The sequence below is a fragment of the Paenibacillus allorhizosphaerae genome (assembly GCF_042659105.1).
GTDB lineage: Bacteria > Bacillota > Bacilli > Paenibacillales > NBRC-103111 > Paenibacillus_G > Paenibacillus_G allorhizosphaerae.
Window position 1 is genome coordinate 516,715 of record NZ_JBHSRV010000003.1, and the last position, 13,563, is coordinate 530,277.

A 13,563-nucleotide genomic window follows, 5' to 3' on the forward strand; every position below is an offset into this window, starting at 1 on the left:
ACTTTAAAGGCGAAAGCGAAGTTCGATTATACCGTGCGGCAAAGTTGAACTTCGCTTTTGCCTAAATATTCCTTATTCGCAGCGCACAAGCAGATCCATCGGATATCGTCCGGCGTTTCGGCCGTACAGCGCCACCCCACCCTTGTCCGCCCGAATCGTTAGAAGCAGCTTGCGCGTGCGGTCAAGCTTCGCGGCGATGCGGCCGGGAACATTGATCTTGCACAAATACCCGTACGATCCCGCTTCTTCCAGCTTGTTCGCAGCCGTCTGATAGTGCCAGGAGAGCACGCCCCTGCTGTCTGCAGGATCGTCCGGAAGCAGGAACAACTCGACCGGTTCCCCGTCGATGCTGACTTCGATGCGCGACTCGTGACGTTCTTCGTCCGTCATGTAGTACATGTTCGGATTGCGTTCCGTGTTCGCGTCCGCGCCGTGCATGAAGGAGATATCAGCCTTGGTGTAAACCTCGCCTTCAACATTGCGGGCAAGGAGCCGTTTCGCGCCGGCTTCGAAATAAATTTCAACGTTACTTAGGAAACGGAGCTCGGCTTGATCCGGCAGCGTTATTTCATATTCGAACTTGCCTTCTCCTCCCCCATTCACTTTATGGCCCTGAATCGCATTCCATTGGTAAGGGAATGAATGATGCTTGAATTGCCCGACCGGTAAGCTGACCGCTTTGCCGGTTCTTCCGGCCGTCTCGTCAAACTTTCCGTTTCTTACATCGAACGTCGTAAAGTTGCGCGTCACAACTTCGCCTTCCTGCGTCAGTAGCCTAATGGCGAGCACCGCTACGGCATCCTGCTCCGGCAAGCGGACGGCAAGCGGGGCGAGCGGCGAAACGCCGTACCCGTTCCAGTCCAAAGCTACGCTGCCTTTCTCCGCAACGGTTCGAACGCCGAGATGGTCGAACCACAGCTCCCACGACAGATGAAGCGTCTTCCCGAAGTGTCGGTCGGAGAAACTCGAACGCAGAAGCGCAACTTCCACAGTGCTTCCGGCATCTGCCGTTTGGCATGGCGGCGCATCGATGACGATGAAATCCGGGGAATGAAGATCGGCCAGTGTCATGCCCGGGACAAACCATTCATAACCGAACCGTTTCTCCGTGCCGTTCAACCGGTAATAACCGTTAAATTCGTTGATGACATCCCGGAATTCGGTAAAGACGAAGCCGCACATTTTATCATGGCGCCGGAATTCGTTGAGCATATACCGGTAGTGCCATGCGACGTCGCTGTCTCCCGCTCCCCCCTCGATCCCCCATACGTTGCCGCATTCGCTGTTCATGAGTGGAGCGTCGCTCTGGGCGTAGCCGTCGCAATAATTAAACGTCGAACCCGGGAACGTCTGGTCAACGATACTGTCGACATGCTCGCGCACGATCTCGTATCCGTTTTTATAAAAATGCCACGTATTCAGGTCGGACTCGACATGATCCCAGTTACAAGGCGAATTATCCTCTACAAGCCGGGTCGGATCGAACTGCTTCGCCCACCGGTATATCTCCCGCACCCATTGCTGAGTCTCAGGCAAATACCGATTCGCGGGAATCCAGTCTCTCGTCTGGTCCGGCGCTTTATCATCCGTCTTGAGCCCCCACGTCTCATTGAACATGACCCAGGAAAAAATCGACGGATGATTGATGTCGCGCTCAATCACTTCGCGCGCTTCCCGCTCATACGATGCACGGGCCGTTTCGTCAGGATTGCCCCAGAAGCACGGCATATCTTCCATTACCAGAATGCCGAGTTTATCGGCCCAATACAGCTTGCGGGGCTCTTCCGGCTTGATATGGATGCGGACAAAATTCAGTCCGAGCCGTTTCATCAAGTAAATCTCATCCCGCATCTCCTGATCAGTCGGATACGTGAAGTAACCGGCAGGATGGTATGATTGATCGAGCGTGCCGTTCAAGTAAACAGGCTTGCCGTTCAGCGTAATCCAGCGGTACTTCCGCTCATCGAACAGCGCCGTGCCGATCTCGCGGATGCCGAAGTACGTCGAAACCGCATCCTCGCCTGTATCGCTGACAAGCCGCACTTCCCCTTCGTACAAGAAAGGCGTCTCCGGACTCCAAAGGCGGGGATCCGCAACGGCAAAGGAAACGTTCACCTCGTTCAAACCTTCGCTAAGCTCCAGTTCCTCGCTGCAATGCACCGCACCGCCGTCAAAATCAAAGGTCAGGACCGCTTTGCCGGCTTGCTTCGCCTCAATCTTGGCCGATACGTCCACGCGTCCGTCAATGCGGGTGGCAAAAGCGGCTGCCTTTACATAGTTGTTCCGGCGGGCTTCCAGCCATACCGGCTGCCAAATGCCGCGCAGCTCGCCATAGCCCTGCTTGCCGCGAGCCTGGTAGCTATAGTCGTTGTCCTCGGCTCGAACGACGATGACGTTATCCGAATCCGTGCGCCATAGCCCGGTCGCCTCGAATTCGAACGAGCCGTATCCTCCGGCGTGCGAACCGGCGTGCGTACCGTTGATCCAGACATCGCAGCTGTAGTCGACCGCGCCGAAGCAAAGAAACAGCCTCGATTCGGTTTGAGCGGGAGACCACCGGACAACGCGCCGGTACCATCCTACGCCCTTCTCGTTGCGGCCGACGCCCGAGAGCGGGCTGACCCATGAAAACGGCACAACGATACGCGTATCGAACTCGCCTTCCTGTTGATCTTGCCACAGCTCATCTTGACCGGTCTCGCCGGGGACAAGCCGAAACGACCACGTACCGTTAAGCGAGAGCCAATCCGCTCTTTCCCATTCGGGTCGCGGATATTCAGGGCGCGGTATGCCCGTCTGGGGCAGCGCTTGGATGGGGGTTAACATGGATTGAACACGACCTTTCCGTATTTTCAATCCCATTCTACTCCATACATTGAATACTTTCAATGTATATTTTTATTTTTCTATATTTGTTTTTGTTTATGTGCATAGTTTTTTTACAATGACCACTTTTTGGTGTACACTTGAACTACATATACTCGACAAGGAAGGAATATCATGAGCGAGTTCAAACAAGAAATGATCCGATTCCCCGCTTCCCGTATTACCGAAATCGGCAAAGCGCTGTCCGGCGATCTGCGCGTACGCATCCTGGAAGCGCTCGGGGACAGGCCGATGAGCGTCTCTCAGCTTGCGGAAGCGCTCGGGGTTACCCAGCCTACGATGACGGTCAATGTACAAATGCTGGAGCTCGCCGGACTGGTCGTCTCCGCACCGGGAGCCAACCGGGAAAAAATATGCTCGGTCACCTGCAAGTCGATTTTGCTTGAGCTTCCCGTCAAGCCCGGAGACGGTCTTCACCGAATGGAAGAAATCCATATGCCGATCGGCATGTACTCGCGCTGCTCCATCCAACCGACGTGCGGAATGGCCGGCAAAGACGGCACCATTATCGGTTCGATCGACGATCCGCGCGTCTTCTACATGCCTGAGCGCATCGAAGCCTCCCTCCTTTGGTTTTCGGGGACAGGCAGCATTGAGTATTATTTTGCCAACTCGCTTCCGCCCGGCGTCCCCCTGGACGAACTGCGGCTTCGAGCCGAGATATGCTCCGAAGCGCCGAGTTTCAATATGTCGTGGCCTTCGGATATTTCGCTCTATGTTAACGATTTGTTGGTCGGGACGTGGAGAAGCCCCGGCGATTTCGGTGACCGTAAAGGGAAACTGACGCCGGATCGCTGGTTCCACGGTACCGAGTACGGCGCTTTGACGGAGTGGAAAGTAACCGCAGACGGCGGTTATGTTAACGGTTTGCACGCAGCGGCGACGACGGTTGCCGATCTGAATCTGCAGTATCTTGAACCGATCCGTGTCCGATTTGAGGTCAGCAAAGAAGCGGAGCATCGAGGCGGACTCAATTTGTTCGGCTCCGGATTCGGTGACTATCCGCAAGATATCGTGCTGTCCTTCGTACGCAGTATAGACCGGTAACCGTTGCTGCAACGCAGACACGCATCACAAGTACAAGCACGGATTCGACACGACCTGCCGATACGTTCGATTTCATAACCGGACGAAACTCCCGTGCTGTACTCTCCGGTACTATGGACGGTTTATTAAGACCAAATACAAACTCAAAAAATGTTCGGCTTTTTGATAGTCTATACGCTGGCGGCGGAATGCGCCCATCCATGACAAACAAGCCTGCACCGTCACAGACGAGGCAGGCTTGTTTTATAATCCATTTGTGGAGACTGCCCGAAAGAGGCGTCTGCACCTTATTCGAACAGCTCCAGCTCCTGTGCTTTCAGTATCGCTTGCGTACGCGAAGAAACGCCGAGCTTGCCGTATATTCGGGAAAGGTACACTTTCACCGTGCCCTCCGTTAAATACAATTCCTTTGCAGCCTGCTTATTCGAATCGCCTTGCCGCAGCCGCTCAAGCAAATTCATCTCGCTTCGCGTTAACGGCTCCACTAACGAAGCTGCCGATGATACGGGAAGAACGTCTGGGAATTGTTCGATGAGCCGGCGAACATAGTCCGCCGTAACGCTTGCACTCCATACCTTGCCGCTGGAAGCGTAGCCGCCAAAGCGCTGCCGGACATAATGCTGCAGCAGCTCGGCCAACTTCTCCCCTTCATCCAGAAACAATCGAAGAAAGCCGTTCGCTTCCCCAATCGCTAATGCTTCGTCCAGATGCTGAAGCGCACCGGCCCGATTGCCCAGCTGCTGTTCCAGCAGCGCCTGCAGCACGGCGATTTCCGCAACGTCGGACACGCAACGCTCCCGCACGCTTAGCGGTCGGAGCAGCTCCAGCAGCCGCTGCGCCTCTGCCTCCCGCCCCGTTTGCAAAAGCAGCCGGGCAAGCACCGTATATTCAAAAGCCCGGTCAAATGTCGGCTTATCGCCTGGGTGCAGATGGAGCAGCCTCAGCCGTTCCTCTGCATGGCCCACAGCCCCTTCCATCGCATCGATGCGAGCCAGAAACGCTTGCAGCGGAACAGACCATGCATATTCGCCCCATGATCGCACGGTCTCGGCCGCCTCTTCGATCAATTCCCTGGCAAGCTTCGCGTCGCTTGCGACCAAACGAACTTTCGCATAAATGATGCGGCACGGAACAAACAGGCCTGGAATCCGCCGGCTTCGCCCCACTTTCTCGGTGCGGGACAAAAGCGTTTCGCATTCCGCGAGCCGACTCCATTCGTAATACCCTTCGGCAAGCGACTGCAGCACATACTGGGTAATGAGCGAGTCATGCCACCCCCGCGATTCGAGCATAGCGGTAAACCGAAAAGCGATGGCTTCCACCCCAGGGGGGAGTGCGCCCTTAAATGCAAAATCCGTTCGACGCACGAGAGGCTCTGTGCGGTTGTAATTGAAATTGTAAAAAACCGGGCTTTCCGGGAGCATCTCCGGAATGCGGTCGGCATACTCGTACCAATCCTCGTATCTCCCGCTCGTAAACGCCAAATTGGCGCGAACGAAAAACAGACCGCTGCGAATTTGTCCCTTTTCGCCTTCCGTTGCGCTTTCCGCAAGCCGCTCCAGAAAGTTGAGCTTCGCTTCGGCTTGATCGAATTGTCCCGTAACGGCAAGCAGGAACGCGTGGAGCAGCTGCAGCTGTGGCGAAAGACGTTCCGGTTCGGGAAGCGCGCCGAACCAGCGCAGCAATGTCGTAAATTCTCCGCGCTGCAGCACCGAAACGATATTCAACTCCAGCAAATGTTCGGCCAACCGATAATTTTCCGCGGCAATCGCATGATCGGTCGCTTCATCCAGCAGTTCCCTCTCCGCAAACCTGCGGGCCGCCGCTTCGTGCAGCTGCAGCCACCGAGCTTTACCGCCGCGCTTCAATTCATTTTGCAAAAATTCGGTGAACAGATGGTGATACCGGTACCACTGGCCGAAATCGTCGAGCGGAATAACGAACAGGTTGAGACGTTTCACTCGCACAAGCAGTTCCGCACTGTCCGAACGCCCCGTAAACGCGTCGCATAACTCCGCATCCATCCGTTGAAGAACAGACGTCTCCAGCAAAAAATCGCGCAGCTCGGAATCTAGCCCCCCGAACACTTCCTGAAACAAGTAATCCGACAGCATCGGATGATGTCCCGCAAAACGTTCCAGAAACGCATCAATGTTCCGATGATGCTGAAGCACGATCCCGAGCAGCTGCAGACCGGCTACCCAGCCTTCCGTGCTTTTCATCAGCTTCCCTACTTGATCTCCGGTTAATGGAATAAGCGCTACCTCCCGATAAAACCGAACCGCTTCCTCCTTGTTGAACCGAAGCTGCAATGCCGTTACTTCCGCTCGCTCTCCTCTTGCGTTCCATTTTGTAGCAGGGAAAGGAAGCTCCGTGCGGCTCGTGATCGCTATACATACGTGATCAGGCAAGTAATCGATAAAATAAGAGAGCGTGTCGTGAATGACAGGATCATGAATAACATGATAATCGTCCAACAGGACAATCGTCGGCTCGGCTGCAGCAGCAAGCTCGTTGATCAGTGCGTCGATCACGGTATGCAAGGATACGTTCGGGAACGATTGAACGAGTGATACAACGTTGCTCGTCTCCATTGGCGGCACACCCATGCCAAGAGCTTGAATCACATAACGCCAAAAACGGGAAGGATCATTATCCTTCGCGTCAAGCGACACCCAAGCCAGATGCGCCGACTCCCTACGCGCCCATTGATTCAGCAGCGTCGTCTTGCCGGAGCCTGCCGGCGCGCAGACAGATACAAGCCGTGTACGGTCTGTGACCGTGGGCAAAACATGAAGTATATGGCTTCGCTCCACCTCGTTGCCCGGCGGAGCAGGAGGTTTTGTTTTGGTCTGCAGCATAACGGCATCAAACGGTTGCAGCATCCTGATTCTCCTCATCGTCCGTTATTGTATGTATTTTATTATACATGAATTAACGAAAGTAAGTATCGGTTTGATTAACGGTTCGCTATAATTGTCAATCGAGCTATATTTTATAATTAGAAAGGAGGTAACCTATGAAGTCGAAACAAGCGATTACGATCATGTTCGCTGCCTTTACGGCTGCGTCGCTCTTCACCGGGCTGCCCGCGAATAAAGCAGAATCCGCAGCGCTGCAAAAAGTAACCAGCGTCACGAACAGCAACGTTCTCCGAATCGACGGCGACAAACTCGTTTATGACGATTCCAGAACGCAAGGCAATTCGCATATTTACATGTACGACATGACGCGTTCCGAAGCGCGCCAAATTTCGACAACGGGAACAAATAATCAGTATCCGGACATATCCGGGAACCGAATTGTTTGGGGAAGCGGCTATAACCTGTGGATCTACGATATGAACGAGCCGAGCCCGGTTGCGCGGCGCTTGACCGACGTCGTCAATGCAATCGAATATTATGCCGATATCGATGGGGACAAAATCGTATACCAAGATTTTACGGATATGCGCTGGGAGGTGCGGCTCTACGACTTGTCCACAGGCGCAATACAGATTATCGCCGATGGAGCTTTTCCCCGTATAAGCGGCAACCGGATCGTATGGATCGATAAGCGCAATGGCAACGACGATATTTACATGTACGACCTCGCGACGCATACGGAGAAGCCCATTGCTACAAACCCTTCCACCCAGCAGAACGTGGTTATTTCGGGAAATTTGATCGTTTGGGAAGATGACCGGAACGGCCAATGGGACATTTATATGTACGACTTGACGACCGGGACCGAGACGAGAGTCACTACCGGCGCTTGGTACCATCTACGGCCGTCCGTGTACGGGAACAAGATCGTCTGGCAGGACGGACGTAACGCGAGTGACGAGATTTATATGTACGACACATTGACAGGCAAAGAGATTAGGGTGACGAACTCCTCCACGGATGACTACAAACCCGCTTTGTACGGCAATACGATCGTCTGGTTGGAATACAAATATACAAATAGCGATATTAACGCCTATTCGTATAACCCTCCTGTTGCCGATAACGGCTCATTCACAACGGCCGAAGACACAGCCTACGGCGGTACGCTTGTTGCAAGCGACGCGAACGGGGACAACCTGAAATACAGCATAGTCGCAAACGGTACGAAAGGAACCGTCAGTATCACGAATTCTGCGACGGGCCAGTATATCTACACCCCCCAACCGAACGCCAACGGAACGGACCAGTTTACATTTAAATCCAGTGATGGCGTCGGCGATTCGAACGTTGCCACGGTGGATGTGACCGTTACTCCGGTCAATGACGCACCTATCGTTTCCTCCATACCGGATCAAACGATTCCTGAGGACAGCTCAACATCGGTTCTGCCCGTAACAATCGGCGACATTGATAGCCCAATTGAAAATTTGACGCTGACGGCGGTGTCGGGCAATACGGCGTTAATTCCAAACGCCAATATTCAATTAGGCGGCACCGGCGCGAACAGAACCGTCAAAGTAACGCCGGCGGCAAACGCTTCCGGTATTGCGATAGTAACGTTGACCGTAAGCGACGGAGTACTGACAGCCACTGATACGTTTGTCGTAACGGTCACTTCAGCTAACGACGCACCGACGATTTCCAGCATTCCCGATCAGTCCATCGACGAGGACGGTTCGACCTCTGTGCTGCCGGTAACGGTTGGCGATATCGATAACGCTGCCGGAAGCTTGACGCTGACCGCTTCGTCCAGCAACACGACGCTTGTGCCGAATGCCAACATCGTAATCGGTGGCAGCGGCGCCAATAGAACCGTCAAAGTGACGCCGGCGGCTAACGCCTTTGGCACGGCTACGATAATGTTGACGGTAAGCGACGGCTCATTAACTGCCGCAAATACGTTCGTTTTTACGGTTCGTAACGTAAACGACGCGCCAACGGTTTCCAACGTTACCGATCAAACCATCGACGAGGATAGCTCTACCGCTGTCTTGCCGGTAACGGTCGGCGATATCGATACCCCCGTCGAAAGCTTGACAATGACCGCTTCGTCCAGCAACTCGACGCTTGTACCGAATGCCAATATCGTATTCGGCGGCAGCGGCGCGAACAGAACCGTCAAAGTGACGCCGGCGGCTGGCGCTTCCGGGACGGCGACCATTACGCTGACTGTCAGCGATGGATCACTGACGGCAACGGATACGTTCGTTATTTCGGTTCGTGCGGTTAACGATGCGCCGACCATCTCTACCGTAGCCGATCAAAACATCGACGAGGACAGTTCAACCGCTGTGTTGCCGGTAACGGTCGGCGATATCGATAACGCTGCCGGAAGCTTGACGCTGACCGCTTCGTCCAGCAACACAACGCTTGTGCCGAATGCCAACATCGTAATCGGCGGCAGCGGCGCCATTAGAACCGTCGAAGTGACGCCGGCGGCTAACGCCTTTGGCACGGCTACGATAACGTTGACGGTAAGCGACGGATCGTTAACTGCCGCAAATACGTTCGTTATTACGGTTCGTAACGTAAACGATGCGCCAACGGTTTCCAACGTTACCGATCAAACCATCGACGAGGATAGCTCTACCGCTGTCTTGCCGGTAACGGTCGGCGATATCGATGACCCCGCTGACAGCTTGACGCTGACCGCTACGTCCGACAACACGGCGCTTGTGCCGAACGCCAACATTGTTTTGGCCGGCAGCGGCGCAAACCGAACTGTCAAAGTGACACCCGCGGCTAACACCATTGGCACGGCAACCATTACGCTAAACGTCAATGATGGATCATTAACGACAACGGATAGCTTTGTAGTTACCGTGAGCGCTATTAACGACGGGCCGACCATTTTGAACGTTCCCGATCAGACGATTGACGAAGACAGCTCCACCGCTGTCTTGCCGGTAACGATCGGCGATATCGATACTCTCGCCGATAGCTTGACACTGACCGCTACGTCCAGCAACACGACGCTTGTTCCGAACGCCAACATTGTTCTGACGGGCACCGGCGCGAACAGAACCGTCAAAGTCACGCCGGCGGCTAACGCCTTTGGCACGGCTGCGATAACGTTGACGGTAAGCGACGGATCGTTAACAAGTGCAGAGACGTTCGTTATTACGGTTCGTAACGTAAACGATGCGCCAACCATTTCGAACGTTCCCGATCAGACCATCGACGAAGACAGCTCGACCGCTGCATTGCTTGTTACGATCGGCGATATCGATGACCCCGCCGACAGCTTGACGCTGACCGCTACGTCCGACAACATGGCGCTTGTGCCGAATGCCACCATTGTTTTGGCTGGCAGCGGCACGAACAGAACCGTCAAAGTCACGCCGACGGCCAATGCGTCCGGGACGGCTACGATTACGTTGACCTTGAGCGACGGGGCGATGACGGCGACGGATAGCTTTGTGGTTACCGTGAGCGCCATTAACGATGCGCCGACCATCTCGAACGTTCCCGATCAGACGATTGACGAGGATAGCTCAACCGCTGTCTTACCGGTAACGATCGGCGATATCGATACCATTGCCGATAACTTGACGCTGACCGCTTCGTCCAGCAACACGGCGCTAGTGCCGAATGCCAATATTGTTTTGGCCGGCAGCGGCGCAAATAGAACGATCAAAGTAACTCCGACCGCCAATGCATTCGGCACGGCTACGATTTCGCTCGCTTTGAGTGACGGAACGCTAACCGCGACGGACAGCTTTGTGGTTACCGTGAGCGCCGTTAACGACGTCCCGTCGATTTCCGACGTCTCGGACTTGACCATTGACGAGGACAGCTCGACTTCCGTTCTGCCGGTAACGGTCGGCGATATCGACAGTCCTGTCGGAAGCTTGACGCTAACCGCTTCGTCCAGCAACACGGCGCTCGTGCCGAATGCCAACATTGATTTGACCGGCAGCGGTGCAAATAGAACCGTCAAAATCACACCGGTACCGGATGCCTCCGGTACGTCGACAATCACGCTCACCGTGAGTGACGGAACGCTAACCGCGACGGACAGCTTCATCGTCACCGTGAACGCCGTTAACGACGCGCCCATCGTTTCGTCCATAGCCGATGTTACGATCAACGAAGATAATACATCCGGACCGATCCCGTATACAGTCAGCGACCCGGACGACGCGCCCGAGCTGCTAACCGTATCCGTGCAATCCGATAATACCGACCTGCTGCCGGTCACGGCAGCCGTATACGGAGGAAGCGGCACGCAGCGTACGATCACCTTGACGCCGAACGCCGGAAAATCAGGAAACGCAAAGGTGACTGTTCTAGTGAGCGACGGTAAAACCGCAACGCCCGCCTCTTTCATGTTGAATGTGTCCGCGGCGCCACGGCCCATATCGGTAACGTCTTCCGTCTACGGCGATGATTTCCCGGCCGGTCGGTCGATTCCGGTTGACGTCGTGTTCAGCGAAGCCGTCAATGTGTCGGGGCAGCCTCGGCTGAAGCTGGAAACCGGCCCCGTCGATCGATATGCGATCTATCGGCACGGCAGCGGAACTTCCACGCTCACTTTCGAATACGAAACGGCTCCTGGCGATGGAACCTCGAAACTCGATTATGCCGGAGCCGATGCCCTGGAACGAAACGGCAGCACGATGGCCGGAGCCGCAAGAAACGATACGGCGAAGCTGACGCTTCCAATGCCCGGGACTACCGGTTCGCTATCGGGGAGCCGTTCCATTGCCGTCGACACGACGCCGCCGGAGCCGCCGACATTTCGGTTCAGCGCCGCGCCGACCAATCAAAGCGTAACGGTTAGCGTCTACTATCCGTCGGATGCGGATTTAAGACAATACCGCCTTGAGACCGACCCTAGCGGGGTGTACACGGCTGTATACGGACCTTTTGTGCATGTTACGTTGGCAAGCAATCTGACGATTTTCGCACGCGCTCAAGATAAAGCGGGCAACTGGAGTAGCGTAGCCGAATACCGGGTCGGCAATATCGACCATGACGCTCCGGACATGCCGTTACTGACGCCTTTCCCTACGGCGCTGACCGGCGGCACGGTGACGATGGCGGTTTATTATCCGCCGGATATGAACGTGCGGCAATACAAAGTCGGCTTGAACGGCATTTACGCCGACTATACCAGTCCGGTCGTAATGACGGTAAACGATGTATTCTTTGCGCGGGGCCAGGACGATGCCGGCAATTGGAGTCAGGAAGCCCGATACGTCGTCGGCAATATAGACCAAACCCCGCCGCACGGAACGGTTGCGGTCAATGGAGGCGCGACGGTAACATTCGATCCGCGAGTGACGGCCCGCATCGCGGCAACCGACGAAGGCGTCGCGGGACTCGATGCGATGCGATTCTCTTTTGACGGCACCCTATGGACCGATTGGGAAACTTATGCCGCGCAAAAACCATTGACGCTTCCGCCCGGAGACGGACGTAAAACCGTATATGTACAATCCCGCGACAAGGTCGGTAACGTTAGCGAGTCCAGTACCGCTGAAGTTCGACTTGACGGAAGGATGCTTACCGCATTGTCCGGTCTTCGCGTAACCGGCGCCGCGATTCAGCCGCAATTCCAAAGCGGCATCATGAGTTATACGGCGGAAACGGCTTATGAGGTTTCGTCCGTTACGGTGGCCGCGAACGCTTCGGATGGTGTTGCCCATCTTACGATTCAGGGGCAATCCGCAGCAAGCGGTGAAGCCAGAACGATCCCGCTTGCGGAAGGCGCGAATGAGATTCGCATCGTTGTGACCAGCGATTATGCTGCTTCAAAGACTTATATCGTCACCGTAAAACGCAGCGCGCCCTCGTCTGCGGATAATTCCGATCATCCGGAAAGTCCGGAAAACTCGGAAACGCCGGAGCTGCCAGGCGGTACTTCGAACCCGCCCTTAGTTAACCCACCCGACCCTGGCGGCAGCAATATGACCCCGCCAGACACGGAAAAGGAAACACCGGCGAAGCCTGCACCACAACCGAACCAATCGGAACAAGCAGGAGAACCTCCATATATTCAAGGCTACGAGGACGGTACGATTCGGCCGGATCAACCGCTGACCCGCGCTGAGGGGGCCGCCATGCTGATGCGTATCATGAAGGCAAGTGAGGATTCCCCAAGCGGCGACAGTTCCTTTGCGGATACGCAAGGTCATTGGGCGCAGCGTTACATCGAGCAGTTGAATCGACTGCAATTGATTCAAGGCGTTGATAACGGAAGGTTTGACCCGGATCGCGCCATGACAAGAGCCGAACTCGTGACGATCATCGTCCGGTACAAACATTTGAATCTTTCCGGAGAAAGCGATCCGTCTTTCGCCGACTTGAATCTTCACTGGGCTGCACCTTATGCGGCCGCAGCCAAACAAGCCGGTCTCATTGAAGGATACCCGGACGGAACATTCCGGCCAGACCAAAGCATAACCCGTGCCGAAATGATCGTATTGCTGAACCGGTTGCTTGGCAGAACGTCGATGCAGGTCGACCGTTCTCCATGGACCGACGTATCTACGGAACATTGGGCGTTCGGCGAGATCATGGCCGCCGCAAACCCATATCCTAATCCATAACTATGAACCCCGTTCGGAAAGCCGGACGGGGTTCTATTTATGCGTAATCTTGCCTGAACCCGGCGTTTGTACATGCTGGAGCTCTTTCCAAAGTGCAAACCGGTCACTGCTGCATGTCGGAAAACGCTTCAAGACGTTGGATCGAATTC

4 protein-coding genes are annotated in these 13,563 nt (G+C 55.0%); 2 read left to right on the plus strand and 2 right to left on the minus strand.

Going from position 1 to position 13,563, the window contains the following annotated elements; genetic code table 11:
• Positions 1 to 72 precede the first annotated feature (72 nt).
• Entirely contained in the window at positions 73 to 2,856 is a 2,784-nt protein-coding gene (locus tag ACFQI7_RS15580) for a glycoside hydrolase family 2 protein (RefSeq protein WP_230414694.1), read from the minus strand.
• A gap of 144 nt (positions 2,857 to 3,000) precedes the next feature.
• Here ACFQI7_RS15580 and ACFQI7_RS15585 point away from each other — a divergent pair, with 144 nt between their 5' ends.
• The gene (locus ACFQI7_RS15585; protein ID WP_218097826.1) at positions 3,001 to 3,933 is read left to right on the plus strand and encodes an ArsR/SmtB family transcription factor; all 933 of its coding nucleotides are present in this window, start codon (positions 3,001 to 3,003) and stop codon (positions 3,931 to 3,933) included.
• A gap of 287 nt (positions 3,934 to 4,220) precedes the next feature.
• On the opposite strand, the gene ACFQI7_RS15590 is transcribed toward ACFQI7_RS15585, so the two are convergent.
• Entirely contained in the window at positions 4,221 to 6,818 is a 2,598-nt protein-coding gene (locus ACFQI7_RS15590; protein WP_218097827.1) for a LuxR C-terminal-related transcriptional regulator, read from the minus strand.
• Between the two features lie 134 nt (positions 6,819 to 6,952).
• Here ACFQI7_RS15590 and ACFQI7_RS15595 point away from each other — a divergent pair, with 134 nt between their 5' ends.
• The gene (locus ACFQI7_RS15595) at positions 6,953 to 13,414 is read left to right on the plus strand and encodes a tandem-95 repeat protein (protein ID WP_218097828.1); all 6,462 of its coding nucleotides are present in this window, start codon (positions 6,953 to 6,955) and stop codon (positions 13,412 to 13,414) included.
• Positions 13,415 to 13,563: the final 149 nt, after the last annotated feature.

What these genes read in the sequence shown, in the direction of transcription:
- ACFQI7_RS15595 (WP_218097828.1), top strand. Translation starts at nt 6,953, where the DNA reads ATGAAGTCGAAACAAGCGATTACGATCATGTTCGCTGCCTTTACGGCT.
- ACFQI7_RS15585 (WP_218097826.1), top strand. Translation starts at nt 3,001, where the DNA reads ATGAGCGAGTTCAAACAAGAAATGATCCGATTCCCCGCTTCCCGTATT.
- ACFQI7_RS15590 (WP_218097827.1), bottom strand. Translation starts at nt 6,818, where the DNA reads ATGCTGCAACCGTTTGATGCCGTTATGCTGCAGACCAAAACAAAACCT.